The organism is Brevundimonas sp. GW821-FHT02A10, assembly GCF_059422025.1.
This window is the reverse complement of record NZ_JBWKWC010000002.1, coordinates 552,541-568,909: the sequence shown is the minus strand read 5'-3', so window position 1 is coordinate 568,909 and position 16,369 is coordinate 552,541. Positions and strand designations below refer to the sequence as shown.

14 protein-coding genes are annotated in these 16,369 nt (G+C 67.8%); 7 read left to right on the top strand and 7 right to left on the bottom strand.

Features of this window, described 5'->3' with window-relative positions:
* Positions 1 to 35: 35 nt before the first annotated feature.
* The 4 genes from AC07U0_RS09200 to AC07U0_RS09185 form a co-directional block, all read right to left on the bottom strand.
* A complete protein-coding gene (locus tag AC07U0_RS09200) occupies positions 36 to 2,774 on the bottom strand; it encodes a TonB-dependent receptor (RefSeq protein WP_494719720.1) in 2,739 nt (912 codons plus the stop codon).
* A gap of 196 nt (positions 2,775 to 2,970) precedes the next feature.
* On the bottom strand, positions 2,971 to 3,621 hold the full coding sequence (gene msrA / locus AC07U0_RS09195) for a peptide-methionine (S)-S-oxide reductase MsrA (protein ID WP_494719719.1): 651 nt from the start codon (positions 3,619 to 3,621) through the stop codon (positions 2,971 to 2,973).
* A gap of 112 nt (positions 3,622 to 3,733) precedes the next feature.
* Positions 3,734 to 4,999, bottom strand: coding sequence for a capsule polysaccharide biogenesis protein (locus tag AC07U0_RS09190; protein WP_494719718.1), 1,266 nt, complete (start codon positions 4,997 to 4,999; stop codon positions 3,734 to 3,736).
* A gap of 363 nt (positions 5,000 to 5,362) precedes the next feature.
* A complete protein-coding gene (locus tag AC07U0_RS09185) occupies positions 5,363 to 6,526 on the bottom strand; it encodes an OmpA family protein (protein WP_494719785.1) in 1,164 nt (387 codons plus the stop codon).
* Positions 6,527 to 6,761: 235 nt separating this feature from the next.
* On the opposite strand from AC07U0_RS09185, the gene AC07U0_RS09180 reads away from it, so the two are divergent.
* Together AC07U0_RS09180 and neuC are read left to right on the top strand one after the other, a co-directional pair.
* Positions 6,762 to 7,841 carry an N-acetylneuraminate synthase family protein gene (locus AC07U0_RS09180; RefSeq protein WP_494719717.1) on the top strand — a complete coding sequence of 360 codons (1,080 nt, stop codon included), beginning with the start codon at positions 6,762 to 6,764 and terminating at the stop codon, positions 7,839 to 7,841.
* Positions 7,838 to 9,016, top strand: a complete 1,179-nt coding sequence (gene neuC / locus AC07U0_RS09175; RefSeq protein ID WP_494719716.1) for a UDP-N-acetylglucosamine 2-epimerase — start codon at positions 7,838 to 7,840, stop codon at positions 9,014 to 9,016. The genes AC07U0_RS09180 and neuC overlap by 4 nt, the downstream gene beginning before the upstream one ends.
* Here neuC and AC07U0_RS09170 read toward each other — a convergent pair.
* On the bottom strand, positions 9,013 to 9,705 hold the full coding sequence (locus tag AC07U0_RS09170; protein ID WP_494719715.1) for an acylneuraminate cytidylyltransferase family protein: 693 nt from the start codon (positions 9,703 to 9,705) through the stop codon (positions 9,013 to 9,015). The genes neuC and AC07U0_RS09170 overlap by 4 nt on opposite strands.
* A 124-nt stretch (positions 9,706 to 9,829) precedes the next feature.
* Here AC07U0_RS09170 and AC07U0_RS09165 point away from each other — a divergent pair, with 124 nt between their 5' ends.
* Both AC07U0_RS09165 and AC07U0_RS09160 read left to right on the top strand, forming a co-directional pair.
* On the top strand, positions 9,830 to 10,828 hold the full coding sequence (locus AC07U0_RS09165; protein WP_494719714.1) for a GDP-mannose 4,6-dehydratase: 999 nt from the start codon (positions 9,830 to 9,832) through the stop codon (positions 10,826 to 10,828).
* Complete coding sequence (locus AC07U0_RS09160; RefSeq protein ID WP_494719713.1) at positions 10,825 to 11,913, top strand: nucleotidyltransferase family protein; 1,089 nt, start codon at positions 10,825 to 10,827, stop codon at positions 11,911 to 11,913. Before AC07U0_RS09165 ends, AC07U0_RS09160 begins: the two co-directional genes overlap by 4 nt.
* Here AC07U0_RS09160 and AC07U0_RS09155 read toward each other — a convergent pair whose 3' ends face one another.
* Entirely contained in the window at positions 11,914 to 12,090 is a 177-nt protein-coding gene (locus AC07U0_RS09155; RefSeq protein WP_494719712.1) for a hypothetical protein, read from the bottom strand.
* A gap of 100 nt (positions 12,091 to 12,190) precedes the next feature.
* Here AC07U0_RS09155 and argB point away from each other — a divergent pair, with 100 nt between their 5' ends.
* Genes argB through dapD form a run of 3 tightly spaced genes read left to right on the top strand, consistent with a single transcriptional unit; the run spans position 12,191 to position 14,699 of the window.
* Positions 12,191 to 13,117 carry an acetylglutamate kinase gene (argB, locus tag AC07U0_RS09150; protein ID WP_207932683.1) on the top strand — a complete coding sequence of 309 codons (927 nt, stop codon included), beginning with the start codon at positions 12,191 to 12,193 and terminating at the stop codon, positions 13,115 to 13,117.
* Positions 13,114 to 13,833: a pyrimidine 5'-nucleotidase gene (locus AC07U0_RS09145; RefSeq protein ID WP_494719711.1), complete on the top strand. Its 720-nt coding sequence runs from the start codon at positions 13,114 to 13,116 to the stop codon at positions 13,831 to 13,833. The genes argB and AC07U0_RS09145 overlap by 4 nt, the downstream gene beginning before the upstream one ends.
* The gene (gene dapD, locus AC07U0_RS09140) at positions 13,830 to 14,699 is read left to right on the top strand and encodes a 2,3,4,5-tetrahydropyridine-2,6-dicarboxylate N-succinyltransferase (RefSeq protein ID WP_494719710.1); all 870 of its coding nucleotides are present in this window, start codon (positions 13,830 to 13,832) and stop codon (positions 14,697 to 14,699) included. The genes AC07U0_RS09145 and dapD overlap by 4 nt, the downstream gene beginning before the upstream one ends.
* Here the strand turns inward: dapD and AC07U0_RS09135 are convergent.
* Entirely contained in the window at positions 14,696 to 16,369 is a 1,674-nt protein-coding gene (locus AC07U0_RS09135) for a TadG family pilus assembly protein (protein WP_494719709.1), read from the bottom strand. The two genes, dapD and AC07U0_RS09135, sit on opposite strands and share 4 nt — an antisense overlap.

Here is a 16,369-nt window from a genome sequence, read left to right as displayed (position 1 = left end):
ACCGCCTCCCAGGTCTTCAGTCGTTTGGCTTCGTCTTAGAAGCGCGTGCCGATCGTCAGGACCATGGTGCGCGGAGCGCCCAGGCTGAAGGTACGGACCGAGCCGGTGAACGGACGGATGCCCGGGCCCGGATCGATGTCGGCGATCGTCGCGGCGTTGGAGCCCGACGAGATGTTGCCGGCGTGGAACGAGTCGAACAGGTTCGTGACGTTGAACTGAACGTAGGCGTCCTTGATGCCGAAGGTGTTGGTCAGGTCGTAGCGGGCGTCGAAGTCGACGACCGTGTAGCCGGGGACCTTCTCGTCGTTGACGTCGGTGGTGAACCGGTCATCGACCCACTTGGCCTGCAGGCCGAGCGACAGTTCTTCGGTGGCCTGCCAGTCGCCGCGGAAGGTGGCTTGCCATTCCGGGGTTTCAACGACCTTCTTACCCTTGGTCGGCAGGTACCAGTACTGGGTCGTGCCAGCGGTACAGCCGGCGCCGGGGGCGGTGCCGGTCGGCGGGGTGGCCGGGCAGGTGAAGGCCAGAGCGACCTGGTCTTCCTGCAGTTCCGAGTCGGTGTAGGTCGCCGAGGCGTACAGCGAGATCGCGTCGGTCACGCGCCAGCCGAGCGAACCTTCGACGCCCTGGGTCTGAACCTTGCCGATGTTACGGTCGACGGTCAGGCCGAAGGTCGGCGAGGTCGGGTCGTTGTCCAGGGTGGAGACGACGCGGTTGTTGTACTCGTTGAAGTAGGCCGAGATCGAGGCGACGATGGCCGAGGTCGTGTAGCGGTAGCCCAGCTCGTAGTTCTTGCTGGTTTCCGGCTGCACGCCGTTGAAGGACAGCGGCTGAACCGTGGTGGCGTTCGGCGTGCGGTTGGCGACGTAGAGGTTGTCGGTCCGCGGCACGGCGATCTGTTCCGAGTACGAGCCGAAGACGTTCGAGGCGCCGAAATCATAGCCGACGGTGATGTTCGGCAGGATGTCGTCGTACTTGAAGGTCTGCTGGTACGGGCGGATGTACTGGTTGGTGTTGCCGACGAAGGCGACGTTGCCGTTCGCGCCCTGGGTCAGGGTGGTGTCCGGCGTGGTGGTCACGACGCCCGTGGAGCTGGTCGTGGTGGTGAAGCCGACCGGCGTCTGGGTGGTGCAGAGCACGTTCGACGAACCGTTCTGCGAGTAGCAGAACTGGTTCAGGTTACGCGTGAAGTAGGGCGCCCGGATGCCGACCATGACGGTCAGGGCGTCGTCGAAGAACTGGCCGCGGTAGTCGAGCGAGAACTGGTTCAGGATGGCTTCCGAGAACCGGTCGCGGGTGCGCAGGTAGGAACCGTCGCGGCCGATGACGCGGGCGTTTTCATCACCCCAGGTGTTCTCGCCGCCGAAGACGTTGATCGGGAGGCCGCCGCCGATGGTGCGGGTGGCTTCGCCGGTCTGACGGTGACGACCGTAGTCGTTCGAGTACGAGAAGCGCAGACGCTGGGTGTCGGTGAAGTCCCAGATGAGCGAGCTCAGCACGCCGTAACGACGGGTGTTGGTGTTCGACGGCGTGTAGAGGGTGACGCTGTCGCAGCTGTCGCCGTCGCCGTTCAGATCGACGCCGGTGCGGTTCACCAGAACGTTGGTGCAGGCCAGGGCGTTGGCGGCGGTGGTGGAGTTGGCGGAGTTCTGGTCGAGGCGGTCGTCGCGCTCGCTGACCACGGTGAAGCCGCCGCCGTTGGCCATCGTGTACTGGAACGACGGGTCGATGGTCAGGCGCAGGTTGTCGCGCAGGTGGTAGCTGAAGTTACCGCGCAGGCTGCCCGTGTTCGACGGGTTGTTGCGCAGTTCCGAGGCGTTGGTGCAGCTCGTGTTGTTCAGCACGCCGCCGAAGTAGGTGATGGCGGTCGACTGGGTGGTTTCGTTCTGGGCCGTGCCGTCGACGGCGAGCGGCGCGAAGCAGGCTTTGTCGTTCTCGGGGCGCAGGCCGGCGTTGAACGTCGCCAGGTTGTTGAAATTGTTGTAGGAGTTGTTGCGGTTTTCGTTCCAGTTGAACGCCAGGGCGGTGAAGTCACCGTTGTCGCCGAGGGTCTGGTAGACGCGACCGTTGTACTGCTTCTTCTCGAGTTCGCCCGGGCCCTTGAACTTCTGGTAGTTCGTGTAGGAGGCGGCGAGGAAGGCGGTCGTGCCCCAGGGGCCGAAGGCGCCCGAGTCGACGCGGCCGAAAACGCGGCCGTAGGAGAAGGTGCCCTTCGAACCGGTGAAGGTCGCGCCGGGCTCTTCGTACGGACGGACGGTCTGGTAGTTGATGATGCCGCCGAGCGCCGCAGCCGTCGGGCTGTCGTTGTCGGTCGTGCCCTGGTTGACCGAGGCGCGCTCGATCAGTTCCGGGTCGATCTGCTGGTTGGTGTAGGTGGCGTAGTTGCCGGTGTCGTTCAGCGGCACGCCGTCGACCGCCAGGCCGACGCGGTTGCCGTCATAGCCACGCAGACGGATGTTGCCGCCCGAGTTGCCGTAGGGGTCGGAGTTGGTGAAGTTCAGGCCGGGAACCAGGTTCAGGGTCTGCAGGATGGTCTGGCCCGGCTGTTGGCGGCCGATGACTTCCTGTTCGATGGTCGAGCGGGCCTTGTCGACGGTCTGGGCGACGGCCGGGCCGATGGCGCGCGGGCCGCGCGTGCCGGTGACGACGACTTCTTCGACCGACGTGGCTTCAGCGGCGCTGGTGCCGGTCGATTGGGCCGAGGCGGCGCCGGCGATGATCATGCCGGTAAAGAGGGCGGAGGTCGCCCAGAACACGCGTTTGCGGTTCATCATGTATCTGTATCCCCAGATGTGACGGGCGAACGCGCCCATTACCGCCAGGTTACTAACCTGACGAAATCCCGCCCCATCTAGGGCCGCTCTTGAAACGCTGGGCGACAGTTATGTGACAGTCGCATGACGACGCCACAGGGTTGCCCCTCGGCCACAGTCGCGAAAACGGCGATATAATCCCTGTGCGAACGGGATTTCAGCTTCCCCAGACCGCCCTCAGTCGGGCGGCGCGGCCACAGAATCGCGAATAGCCTGCATAGCGGGCCGGATTCAAGCGGGCAAAATCCTGGTGATAGGTTTCAGCCGGCCAGAAGCGGCCCGCATCACGGACCGGGGTGACGAACCGCCGGGCCCCGATGACGGCCATGGCAGCCTGGCGCGACGCCTCGGCGGTCGGCTTCTGGGCGGGAGTAGCGAAGACCGCAGTGCCATAGGCGGGGCCGGTGTCACAGAACTGGCCGCGCGCGTCCGTGGGATCGATGGTGCGCCAGAAGCGATCGACCAGCTGACGATAGCTGATCCGGCCGGGATCAAAGGTGACCTGCACCGCCTCAACATAGCCGTTGCCGGCTTCGACCGCTTCATAGGTGGGGCGCGGCGAGGTTCCGCCCGCATAGCCGGACACGGCGGTGACCACGCCGGGGATATGCTCCATGTTGGATTCGACCGACCAGAAGCAGCCGCCCGCGAAGACGGCGACCTCCCGGCGACCGGTGTCGCGTTGCGCCGGAGCTGGAGCCTGGGTCTGGGGGCGGGCCTGGGCCGCAGCGGGCGTCTCGCCCTGGGAGCAGGCGGCGGCGCCCAGGATGGCGGCGACGGCGATCAGTCTGGGGCGAAAGGCGCGCATGGGATCTGGCTCTCGACGATGGAGGATCGACGCCTCGCTTCCGCTGCCGAAAGGGCGTCGTCCAAGATACGTTCGAAAGGACCGGCCGGATACAATCGGGCCTGAAGGGCAGCTAGAGGGGCCCGCCGCGCGTCTCGAAGACGGTGGCCAGGGCCAGGGCCGTCGGGAGCATCGAGCGGGGCTCGTGATAGTTGCCGTTGACCTGGCTGCGCGCGATGACGTGGGCGCGGAAGCGGTTGAAAAGGGCCTTGTCGGGTTCCTGCGGATCCGACCAGAAGGCATCGAGAGGCTTCTGGTCGGTCAGGCCTTCAAAGTCGAAAAAGGCCTGGCCCAAGGCCTTGACCGGCGTCTGGAAGCCGAGCGCCGACAGGGCGGCGCTGGAGTTGTTGACCACCATGCCCCGCGAGGCGCGGCACAGCTGGGCCAGGTTGCCGCCGTCGATAAAATCCACCCGGTCAGTCAGCCCGCGCTCTTCCGCGAGGGCCCGGGTGATCAGGCCCAGATTGACCAGGCCAGGGTCGAGCGGATGGTTCTTGACGACGAGCCGTGCCTCCGGCGGGGCATGATCCGCGAAGCTGTTCATGACCTCGGCGAGGAAGGCCGTGTTGTCGGCGAACCGGGAATAGCGCAGCAGCTGGGCGTCGCCCTCGCGCTGGAGGCAGGCGATGAAGAAGGGGCCGCGCGCGGCGATCACTTCGGCGTCGCAACGGTTCCGTGACTGGAAGGCCAGGCCGAAATAGCGACGAATATGCCCCGCGCACTGCAGCCAGGGCGCCTGGGTATAGGGAGCGACATACCGCGGGAACAGCCAGCGCCCGGGCAGCTGGATCAGGTGATAGATGCTGATGTTGAGCACATGGTACGGCAGGATGCGGCCGACCGGTCGGGTCACCGGAGTCTCTGGAACCGGGGGCTCATAGGCCAGGCGGTGACGGGGCAGGGCGCTGGAGGCGTTGACGCCATTGCGCTCGACCGTCACCCAGTCGGGGCGGAAGTAGCCGTTTTCCAGCACCCAGACCCGGACGCCGGAGGCCGCAGCGTCGCGCAACACGGCCTGGTTGTAGGCTCCGCCCTCGCCGAAGACGATGACGTCGGTATGGTCGGGCAGCAGGGCTTTCAGCCGCTCGGGCCACTGGGCGGCGCGGCCCTTGAACCGGATCGCTCCGGGCCCACGCCAGTACAGGACATCGCCGGCGTTGAAGAGCATTCGGGTGACGTCGGCGCCCCGGGACCGCAGCGCCTGGGCCAGAACCCGCCCGAAAGGTCCGAAGGGTGCGGTGACGATCAGAAAGCGGCGCCCCACCAGCCCGTTGGTCGCGGCGCCCACCATGACGGGGGCGGGCGCTTCCGGATAATCGGGGTCGAGACTGGCGAGCAAACCCGTGGACTTTCTGAGTTCTGCGCTGAGGTCTCTCTTACTAGAGCGCCACCTTGGCCGCTGACAAGGCGGCTCGCGCGTGGGTCGTAGGAAAGATGTCGATTCCGTCATGCGGGGGGCGAAAAGGTGACGCCGTGACCGGCGCTCCCGCCCGGAATGCATTGGCTCGGCGCGGGTTCCGCTGCGCACGGCGGTCGAGTCGCGGGTGTGGATTTCCGGTTACCCCGCTGCGGGACACGGCCCTGGGCAAGGATGGGTTCGCCCCTAAAGCAGAAACGCCGGCCTCGCTTGCGCGGGGCCGGCGTTTCAAAGTCTTCGACATCCGAAGACCGTCGGGGCCTGCCTGAGCAGGCCCCTCGGGGCTTAGAAGTTGATGTCGATGGTGGCGCGGCGGTTCAGCGGCTCGCGGACACCGTCGGCGGTGGCGCGGGCCAGCTGGGTTTCGCCCTTGCCGTCCAGCGAGATCACGCCGCCGGCGACGCCTTGAGCGACCAGGGCGTCAGCCGTGGTGCGAGCGCGGCGGTTCGACAGGCCGATGTTGTAGGCGGCCGAACCCGAGGTGTCGGCGTGGCCGACGACCAGGACGCGGGTCGGAGCGCCGGTCTTGGAGTAGGCGGCAGCCTGGGCGATGACCGCCTGGGCTTCCGTGGTCAGAACCGAGCGATCCCAGTCGAAGTAAACGACGAACTGGCGAGCGGCGGGCTTCTGAACCACCGGCGGGCGCGGCGGCGGGGGCGGGGCGACCGGCGGCGGGGCCGGCGGAGCCACGTACGGCGGCGGGGGCGGCGGGGCGACGACCGGCTCGGCGCCGAAGGCGTAGCGCAGACCCAGGGTCACGGTGTGGCTGTTGTCGTAGTCGCCTTCGAACGTGCCTTGGTTGTAGGCAGCGACCGAGGTGATCGAGGCGAACTCAGCGTCACCCGTCAGGTAGCGGTAGGTCAGGTCGATGTTGGCGCGGTCCGAGATGGCCCAGGCCAGACCGGCGATCGCTTGGGCGGCGAACTTGGTCGAGCTGTCGTCAGCGACGAAGCCGACGCCGCGGTTGTTGCGCAGGCGGCCGACGACGTCGGTGTTGACGTGGTTCACACCGGCGCCGAGGCCGACGAACGGACGAATGCCCCAGGCTTCGTAGCCGAAGTCATAGATGACATTGGCCATGAGGGTGGTGGATTCGATGTCGCCTTCCGGCGAGGTGCAGGGGCCGGTGGCGGGCGCCAGGTTGCAGACGCCGTTGGTGCCGGAAACGGCGCGGACCTTGCCCACGTCGCCCGAGCGGTAGCCGCCCTCGACTTCAACGCGCCAGTTCGGGTTGAACCGGTAGCCCAGACGGGCGAACGCGGCCCAGCCGTCGTTCACTTCGAAGTTGAAGTTGTTGCCGGTCGATTGGGATTCGGCGTTGATGCCGTCTTCCATCGTGTGATAGCCGGCGTCGATCGCGCCGTACCAGCCGTCCGGCTCAGCCGAAGCGGCGCCAGCCGACAGGGCGATAGCCGCCGCGGCGCTGGACGCCAGAAAAACAGTCTTAATACGCATGGGTGTGAGCCCTCCGCAGCCAATATTGTTTCATGCGGCGGTCTCACCGCCTCAGGCCTTCTAACAGCGTTGCCATTGGAGGTCGAGCCGATATCGCCGGTATTTCCCCGGTGGCGACTCAACCGTGACGCTGAAGCTACACGGCAAAATCGCGCTCTTGTTCCGAGGGTTCCGGCCATGAGCGTCAGTGGCTTCCGGCAGACGGCGAAGCGTCCTATGCACTGGAGGCATGAGATCCGACCCGTCCTGCGAAATCATCGCCGAAGCCGGCGTCAATCATGATGGGCGCGAGGATCTCGCGCTGCGGTTGGTCGAGGTCGCCGCGGCGACCGGTGCGGACACGGTCAAATTCCAGACCTTCGACCCCGCCGAACTGTCCACGGCCTCCGCGCCGACCGCCGCCTATCAGGCCGAGGCGGGCCAGGGCTCGGTCCAGGCCGAGATGTTGTCGCGGCTGGTCCTGCCCCGCGACGCCTTGTCGCGGGTCGTCGATCACGCCCGCGCCTGCCGCGTCCGCTTCCTGTCGACGCCCTTCGACATCCGCTCTGCCCATCTTCTGGTCGACGATCTGGGGATGGAGCGGATTAAGGTCGGATCGGGCGAGTTGACCAACCTGCCCTTCCTGCTGGCGCTCGCCCGGATGAACCGGCCGCTGCTGCTGTCGACCGGGATGGCGACGATGGACGAGGTCGAACAGGCGCTGGGCTGCGTGGTGTTCGGACGGGTTGCGGGGGCTGTCGAGGCGCCGTCGCTGGCGGCCTTCGCCGAGGCGTTCCGCTCGTCCGAAGCCGCGCCAGTGTTGGCGGAAACGGTCGTCATGCAGTGCGTGACCCAGTACCCGGCGCCGCATGACCAGGCCAATCTGAGCGTGATGGACGCCTACGCGGCCCTGGGCGTCCGCCCCGGCTATTCGGACCATACTCTTGGCATCGACATCGCCCTGGCTGCGGTGGCGCGCGGGGCGACAGTGATCGAGAAGCATCTGACCCTGGACCGCACCGCGGAAGGGCCGGACCACAAGGCCTCGCTGGAGCCGGACGAGATGGCGGCTCTGGTCGCCGGGGCTCGGCGGGTCGCCGATGCCCTGGGCGATCCGGTCAAACGGCCGGTTGCCGCGGAAATCCCCAATATCGCCGTGGCGCGGCGCGGACTGGTCGCGGCCCGGCCCATCGCGGCGGGCGAAGCCTTCAGCATCGACAATCTGACGGCGCGGCGCGCGGGCGGCGGTCTGGCGCCGGGCCTGCTGTGGGACCTGATCGGCCGGCCCGCCACCCGGGCCTATGCCACCGACGAGATCATTGAGGCGTGAGCCAGGCCCCTGCGAGGATCGGCGTCTTCACCGCGACCCGGGCGGAATACGGCCTGCTGCGGCCGGTGCTGGCCCGGCTGGAGGCCTCGGCGCGGCTTGAGCCCGTCCTGATCGTCAGCGGAACCCATCTGTCCGAGAGGCATGGGGCGACGGTCGCGGAGATCGAGGCCGACGGTCGGGCGATCGCGGCGCGAGTTCCGGTTCCTCTGGCGGGCGGCGACGGCGCCTCTGTCGCGGACGATATGGCGGCGGTGCTGGCGGGCGCGGCAAAGGCCTATGTCGAACTGAAGCTGGACGCGGTCATGATCCTCGGCGACCGGACCGAGGCGCTGGCGGCGGCGGCAGCAGCGGTCCCGCTGGGCCTGCCGATTGTGCATCTTGAAGGCGGACATCGGACGGCGGGGGCCGTGGACGACGCCATCCGTCACGCTGTCACCAAACTGGCGGCCCTGCATTTCACCGCCGCCGAACCTTACTCCCGCCGCATCATCCAGATGGGGGAGCCGCCGGAGCGGGTCTTCACGGTCGGCGCGACCGGGGTCGACAACCTCGTCGTCTTCGGCCGCTCCAGCCGGGCCGAGGTGGCGGTGATGCTGGGTCTGGCTCCCGACGGGCTGGAGCCGGGGTTCGTCGTGGTCACCTTCCATCCGGAGACCCTCGCGGCGGTCTCCCCCGAGACGCAGATCTCGGCCTTTCTGAAGGGGCTGGGGACGATCACGGACCGGAAGATCGTGATCACCCTGCCCAATGCCGATGCCGGCGCCGAGTCGATCCGGGCGGCGACCAAGGCTTTCGGGGACGACCGGCCCGATCAGGTCCTGACCTTCGAGTCCCTCGGCGCGCGGCGGTATGCGGCGGCCCTTACGGCCTGCGACGCCGTGGTCGGCAACTCCTCCAGTGGGGTGATCGAGGCCCCTGCGGCGGGGACGCCTTCGGTCAATGTTGGGGACCGACAGGCCGGACGGCTGAAGCCCCCGAGCGTCATCGACTGCGCCAATACGCCGGAGGCGGTCGCGGCGGCCCTGAAGCAGGCGCTCGACCCTGCTTTCCGCAAGGCCGCGTGCGCCCAGCCGGCGCCGTTCGGCGACGGACATGCGGCGGAGCGCATCGTTGAGGTGCTGGAGCGGACCGACTTCGCCGGACTGGCGAGGAAGCCCTTCGTCGATCGGACCTAGCGGCGAACCCCGCCCAGATCCTCACCCGTCGTCACATGAGGCCACAGGGCCTCGCACACCACGAAGTCAAACAGGGTGTCGACGTCCCAGCCGCGCTCGGGCGGCATCGACCAGGTCAGGGTCCCGTCGGACTGGAAGGAGCGGTCGCGGCTCAGGATATCCGGCCGTCCGACATAGATGGCGCCGTTGATGATGACGGATTCATCCGTGTGCGGATCGTTCCGTTTCCACAGACCATCGGCGCCGAGCGAGCCATAGAAGCCGGGCGGCTTGGGCATGGGTGAGACCCCGATCATCGAGGGGGCGTTTCGGGAATGACAACGGGCCACCGCGCCGTCGATGTCGGCTGTGGTGCGCAGCGGCGAGGTGGGCTGGAGCAGAACGACATAGTCCCAGTCTTCGGCGATCGCGGTCAGGGCGTGTTCGATGGCGTCCATGACCGAGGCGGAGGCGCTCGCCAGTTCGGGGGGGCGGCGCAGGGTCTCGACGCCCATGTCGCCAGCGAGGGCGATGACGGCCTCATCGTCGGTCGTGACCACCAGCCGGTCGATGGTGGTCGAGGCCTGACCGGCCAGCAGCGTCCAGCCGATCATCGGGCGGCCGGCGAGGGCGCGCAGGTTCTTGCCCGGCAGGCCTTGCGAGCCCGCGCGGGCGGGGACGAGGCCCAGCACCCGTTTGCCGTCGATCATGCCGCCACTCCTCAAGAGATAAGGACTAATGCCGATCCCGGCCTTACGCGCGGTTAACCACGTTCGGAGAATCATGCGCGCGACAGCGGCCCGCCGGGGAGCGCGGCCGCACGGAGCAGACGGCGTGGACGATCTATTGAAGGCCTATGCGGGCAAGCGCGTGCTGGTCACGGGCGCGGGCGGCTTCATCGGCAGCCGCCTGACCGAACGCCTGGTCGAGTTGGGCGCGAACGTGCGGGTGCTGGTGCGCTATACCTCCGACGGCGACGCCGGCTGGCTGGACCGGTCGCCTGTGCGGGCCGAGCTCGACGTGCGGCGCGGCGATCTGGCCGACCGCGACAGCGTGTACGATGCGGTGAAGGACCGGGAGATCGTCTTCCATCTCGGCGCCCTGATCGCCATTCCCTATTCGTATCTGGCGCCGGAGAGCTACGTCCGGACCAATATGATGGGCACGCTCAATGTGCTGCAGGCGGTCCGCGAGCTGGGTGTTGGCCGACTGGTCCACACCTCGACCAGCGAGGTCTATGGCTCGGCCCAGACCATTCCGATGACCGAGGCCCATCCGCTGGTCGGCCAGTCCCCCTATTCCGCGACCAAGATCGCCGCCGACAAACTGGCCGAGAGCTATCACCGCAGCTTTGAGACGCCGGTCGTGACGCTGCGTCCGTTCAACACTTTCGGGCCGCGCCAGAGCGCCCGGGCCGTCATCCCCTCGATCACCATGCAGGCCCTGGCCGGACGGCCGGTTATGCTGGGCGACACCCGGCCGACGCGGGACTTCGTCTTCGTCGATGACACGGCCGACGCCTTCCTGCGGGCGGGGATCGTCCCGGGCATCGAGGGGCTGACCGTCCACACCGGCGGGGGGCGCGAGGTCCGGATCGGCGACCTGCCGGCCATGATCGGCAAGGCGGCCGGGATCGAGGTTCAGGTGGTCGAGGACAAACAGCGCATCCGCCCGCCGGCCAGCGAGGTCGAGCGGCTGATCGCCGACGCCTCGCTTGCGAAGGCGAAACTGGGTTGGGCCCCGACGGTCAGCGTCGAGGAGGGGCTGGCACGCACCGCCGACTTCATCCGCGAGCACCCGCAGCTGTATCGCCCGGCGGAGTATGCGGTGTGACCGCTTCCTCCAGATTGCCGACCAGCTCGCCCTCCAATCTCGAGGCCCAGATGATGGGCCCGGAGACGCCGCTGTTGGCCGCCATCGAGCGGCTGGATTCGGTGCGGCGCAAGTTGATCCTCGTCGTCGATGAGGAGCGGCGGCTGGTCGGTTCGGTCTCGGACGGCGACATCCGGCGGGGCCTGATGCGGCGCCTGACCATGGACGCCCCGCTGAGCGCGGTGATGAACGCCAACCCGGTGTCGCTGAAGTCCGGTGTCTCGGACAAGGATGCGGTGCGCGCCCTGTCGGATCGCGGCGTCGGCCTCGCCCCGTTGGTAGACGGCAAGGGGCGGGTCATCGGCCTCTACCCCGATGTGCTGGGCGTGGCAGCGCCACGCGACAATCTGGTGGTGCTGATGGCCGGCGGGCGCGGGGCGCGGCTGTTTCCCCTGACCCAGAACTGTCCCAAGCCGATGCTGAAGGTGGCGGGTCGCCCCTTGCTGCAGACCATCATCGAGCGGCTTCAGGCCCAGGGTTTCCGGCGCTTCCGTCTGGCGGTCAACTATCTGGCCGAGATGATCGAGGATCATTTCGGCGACGGTTCCTCGTTGGGCGTCGAGATCGACTATCTGCGGGAAGACCATCCGCGCGGCACGGCGGGGGCCCTGTCCCTGCTGGCCGACACGATCGACCAGCCGATGCTGGTCATGAACGGCGACCTTCTGACCCGGATGAGCTTCGGCGAACTGATCGACTTCCATGTCGAGCATCAGGCCAAGGCAACGCTGTGTGTTCGCGAGCATAATTTCCAGTCGCCCCACGGGGTGGTGGAGACGGACGGGCCGCGCGTCACCAGCCTGACGGAGAAGCCGACTTTCCGCTGGCTGGCCAATGCCGGCGTCTATTGTCTGTCACCCGAGGTGCTGGCGCGGGTGCCCGCCGAGGGGATGTATGACATGCCCGACCTGCTGAACGCCCTGAACGTGGATGGAGAGACCGTCGGCGCCTATCCGATCCACGAATACTGGCTGGATATCGGACGTCCCCCGGACTTCGAAAGCGCCCAGGCGGAGTTCACCGCCATCTTCGATCCGGCGGAATAGTCAGCCGCCGCCCGTGCGGCCCGTCGCCTTGCCCGTGCCTTCGCAAACCGGACAGGTTTCGCCGTCGGGCAGTGACCCCGTCCCCTCGCATTCGGGACACAGGGTCGCGTCGTGATGCTGGGCCTCGGCCGGGTCCGCGGGGGTCAGGCCGTGGTCGTCGATGTCGTGTTCTTTCATGTCGCCCTCCTTGTCGAAGCCTGAACGGTCAGGCGGGGCGTGAGTTTCATGGCCTTTCGCCGTGACAGCGCCACGCTTCGCGTCTATCAGCCCGCCGATGATGGACGAAGTTGAACGCCAGTCGGAAGAGCGCGGCTGGGCCACGGCGAAAACCCTCGCCGAGGCCCTGCCCTATATCCAGATCTACGACCGCGAGACGGTGGTGATCAAATACGGCGGCCACGCCATGGGTGAGACCGCCGTGGCGAAGCAATTCGCCGCCGATGTGGTCCTGCTCAAGCTGATGGGCGTGAACCCCGTGGTCGTCCACGGCGGCGGACCGCAGATCAGCGCCATGCTGGACAAGGCCGGAGTGAAGTCGAACTTCATCGACGGCCTGCGCGTCACCGACCGGGACACGATGGTCGTCGCCGAGATGGTCCTGTCCGGCGCCGTGAATAAAGAGATCGCCCACTGGATTTCGGTGGCGGGCAAGGAGGCCGACGTGCGCGGCATCGGCCTGTCGGGCAAGGACGCCGGCCTGCTGACCGTCGAGAAGACCACCCGCACGCGCCGCGACCCCGACAGCCTGATCGAGCACGAGGTCGATCTCGGCTTCGTCGGCGAACCGACCAAAGTGGACCCCAAGCTGATCGCCGGCCTGATCGCGTCCGAGACCGACGACTGGGTTCCGGTCATCGCCCCGATCGGCGTTGCCGAGGACGGCATGACCTATAACGTCAACGCCGACACGGTCGCGGGCGCGGTCGCGGGCTCGCTCAACGCCAAGCGCATGCTGCTGCTGACGGACGTCAAGGGCGTGCTCGACAAGAACGGCCAGCTGATCCGTCAGATGACGGTCGCCGAGGCGCAAGGGCTGATCGACGACGGCACCGCCTCGGGCGGCATGATCCCCAAGCTGCAGACGGCGATGGACGCGGTGAAGGCCGGGGTCGAGGCTGTGGTCATCCTCGATGGCCGCCGTCCCCACGCCATGCTGGTCGAGCTGTTTACCGAGCACGGCGCCGGCACCCTGGTGAAGGCGTGACCGCGGAGCCTGTCGCGGCGCCTGTGGACACGGGTGAACCGGCGACCGAGCTTTCCGCCGACCTGACCGGGATCACCACCTGGCTGTTCGATCTTGACGACACCCTCTATCCGCCCGAGCGCCAGATCCTGAAGCGGGTCTCGGGCAAGATCTTTGACTATATGGTGCGGCTGACCGGCCTGCCGGAGGACGAGGCGCGGGCGCTGCAGTTGCGCTATTTGACCGACCACGGCGCGACCCTGGGCGGTCTGCTGCAGGACTACAAATTCGATCCGGCCGACTTCCTTGCCGACGTCCACGACGTGCCGCTGGACGGGCTGGATCCCGAGCCGGGCCTGCGTCTGGCGCTCGAACGTCTGCAAGGCCCTCGCTACGTCTTCACCAACGGATCGACCGAACACGGACGGCGGGTGCTGGAAGCGCTCGGCCTGACCGACCTGTTCAGCGGCCTGTTCTCGATCGAGGACGCCGACCTGCTGCCCAAGCCGGCGCCCGAAACTTTCGCGAAGATGATCGCCCGCTTCGACATCGATCCGACCCGCACCGCCTTCTTCGAGGATACGCCGCGCAATCTGCAGCCGGCCAAGGCTCTGGGGATGACCACGGTGCTGGTCGGCCCGAGAGCGCTGACCTCGACAGACGCCTATATTGATTTCCGGGCCGCCGCGCTCGGCCCCTTCCTCGCCACCGCCCATCTTGCGGAGACCAAAGCATGACCCTCGACCGCGCCCAGCTGGAAGCCGTCATCGAAAAGGCGTGGGACGACCGCGCCGAGCTTTCGCCTTCGACTCATGGCGAGGTCCGCCATGCCGTCGAACAGGCCCTGGCCCTGCTGGATTCGGGCGAGGCCCGGGTCGCCACGCGCGGCGATGACGGCGTCTGGACCACGCACCAGTGGCTGAAGAAGGCGGTGCTGCTGTCCTTCCGCATCAACGAGAACCAGATCATGCGCGCAGGCGAACGCGCCGTGGCCAGCCCAACCTCGGGCGCCCCCGGCGTCGGTCCCTTCTGGGACAAGGTGCCCAACAAGTTCGGCGACTGGACCGCGGCTGACTATCAGGCCGCCGGCTTCCGTTCCGTGCCCGGATCGATCGTCCGTCAGGGCGCGCACATCGCCAGGAACGTGGTCCTGATGCCGTCGTTCGTGAACATCGGCGCCTTTGTCGATGAGGGCTCGATGGTCGACGCCTGGGCCACGGTCGGCTCCTGCGCCCAGATCGGCAAGAACGTCCACCTGTCGGGCGGCGCCGGCATCGGCGGGGTGCTGGAGCCCCTGCAGGCCAATCCGACCATCATCGAGGACGGCTGTTTCATCGGCGCCCGCGCCGAGGTCGCCGAGGGCGTGATCGTGCGTGAGGGCGCGGTCCTGGCCATGGGCGTCTATCTGTCGGGCTCAACCAAGATCGTCGACCGCGCCACGGGCGAAGTCTTCCGCGGCGAGGTCCCGGCCTACAGCGTCGTGGTGCCCGGCTCCCTGCCTGATCCGAACGGCGGCCCGTCGCTCTATTGCGCGGTCATCGTCAAGCGCGTCGACGCCCAGACCCGGGCCAAGACCGGCGTCAACGAACTGCTGCGCGACTAACCCACCAGCACCGGTCTGCCGGCGCCGTCGGGACAGACGGCGCCGAGCACCGTCACGTCTGCCTCGCCGAAGCTCAGGCCCAGTGTGTCGAGGATCGGATTGATCACGGCGTCCAGCACGGGGCCGAGCGGCGTTAGCAGGGTCCCGAGCGCGCTGACCAGCCCGCCAAGGCCCAGCGGCAGGCCGATAATGTTGACGGTGACGTCCAGCTTCTGAACCAGGCTGACGACGACGCCGTTCACGAGACCGGTCGCCTTGACCGTCTTCGTCGTCCGGGCGCTGATCTCGGCGTCGGTGAACGCGGTCGGCCTGAAGCCTTGATCCGCGGCCTCGATCGTGGCGCGGCCGGTCAGGCTGACCAGACCGGCCACCGACATCAGCGTCGCGGGCGTCACTGTCAGGCTGTGTGTGAAATCCTTCAGCTTTGTCTCGTCGATGATTCCGATGTCGGCGCGCGCCAGCCCGGGCCGGACGCCGAGAGTGACGGCGCGTGATGGCTTGCAGGCGATGGAGTCCAGTCGCGCCTCGGACGAGGCGAGTTCGATAAGGATCGGCAGATTGACCTGGGCGAGGCCGGACAGCTTCTGGCTCGTCCGGGCACGGATATAGAGTCGGGTCTGGGCCGTGCGGACGATCGGTTCGCCCTTGGAAGTGACCGTGATCCAGGGCGAATGGTTGGGGCGTTCGCCGATGGCCAGATCGATCTTCAGCTCGGCGATCCCGGTCTGGGCGGCGGTGGTCAGGGCGATCTGGCGGTCGCCGCCACCGATCTCCAGCATGGCCATGGCGAGATCCATGGCCGAGACCGAGGCGTCCAGCCCCCGGGCAAGACCCCCGGTCGCGTCGGCCTCGGCCCCGATCAGGTCGCCAACCTTGAGCTTCGTCCCGACGGCGGCGTTTCCGAGACGTGACAGGGCGCTGGAGGATTGGCCGCCGGCGAGGGCCCCGAGAACCCGCAGGGCCTGACCAGCGTCGACCTCTTGGGCCAGAAGGTTGTCATAGTCTCCGGCCTGAACGCCGATGTCCGCAGCGAGGGCGTCGGAGAAGGCCAGCAGGTTCACCTGCGCCCCGGCCAGGGCGTTGTAGTCCATGACGCTGAGCGACACGCTGCTGCCCGTCAGGCCGCTGAGCAGCTGATTGGCGACACCCCCGTCCAGCGCCGCCAGCCGTGAGCCGATAGAAAACAGGGCGCGTGGCTCTCCCGGGGTCGCGGCCGTGCCCGAGCGGGTGATTTTCAGCGTATCCCGCCCGAGGATCCAGCGCCCGAAATACAGCGGCGCCTGGCTGGTGAGGGTGACTCTGACCGCATTGGGTTGCGGTGCGGCGACGGTGAAGCGTTGGGCCGGGGCGAGGGTGCGGTCGGAGACGTAGCGGCCCTTCAGGACAGTCGCGATCACGCTTGTCCCGGCATTGGCCTGGGCGGTGGCGCGGGCAGCGGCCTCGGCATGGTCCAGATCGCGGGCGCCGGAGAGGGCGGCGAGATCAGCAGCGCCCTGGAGCTGGCGGGCGTGCAGGGCGAGGGAGCCGATGTCGACCGTCACGGCCGCCATGGCGCAGAACAGGCCGCCTGCGACGGCGGCCATGATCGCGATCCCGCCCTTCCGGTCGGCGAGGAGGCGGCCCGACACGCCCTGATAGAAGTCCGGTTTCCGGCGGCCCCGGGGGCGCAT

What these genes read in the sequence shown, in the direction of transcription:
- AC07U0_RS09200 (WP_494719720.1), bottom strand. Translation starts at nt 2,774, where the DNA reads ATGATGAACCGCAAACGCGTGTTCTGGGCGACCTCCGCCCTCTTTACC.
- msrA (WP_494719719.1), bottom strand. Translation starts at nt 3,621, where the DNA reads ATGCGCGCCTTTCGCCCCAGACTGATCGCCGTCGCCGCCATCCTGGGC.
- AC07U0_RS09180 (WP_494719717.1), top strand. Translation starts at nt 6,762, where the DNA reads ATGAGATCCGACCCGTCCTGCGAAATCATCGCCGAAGCCGGCGTCAAT.
- AC07U0_RS09170 (WP_494719715.1), bottom strand. Translation starts at nt 9,705, where the DNA reads ATGATCGACGGCAAACGGGTGCTGGGCCTCGTCCCCGCCCGCGCGGGC.
- AC07U0_RS09155 (WP_494719712.1), bottom strand. Translation starts at nt 12,090, where the DNA reads ATGAAAGAACACGACATCGACGACCACGGCCTGACCCCCGCGGACCCG.
- argB (WP_207932683.1), top strand. Translation starts at nt 12,191, where the DNA reads ATGGACGAAGTTGAACGCCAGTCGGAAGAGCGCGGCTGGGCCACGGCG.
- dapD (WP_494719710.1), top strand. Translation starts at nt 13,830, where the DNA reads ATGACCCTCGACCGCGCCCAGCTGGAAGCCGTCATCGAAAAGGCGTGG.
- AC07U0_RS09135 (WP_494719709.1), bottom strand. Translation starts at nt 16,369, where the DNA reads ATGCGCCCCCGGGGCCGCCGGAAACCGGACTTCTATCAGGGCGTGTCG.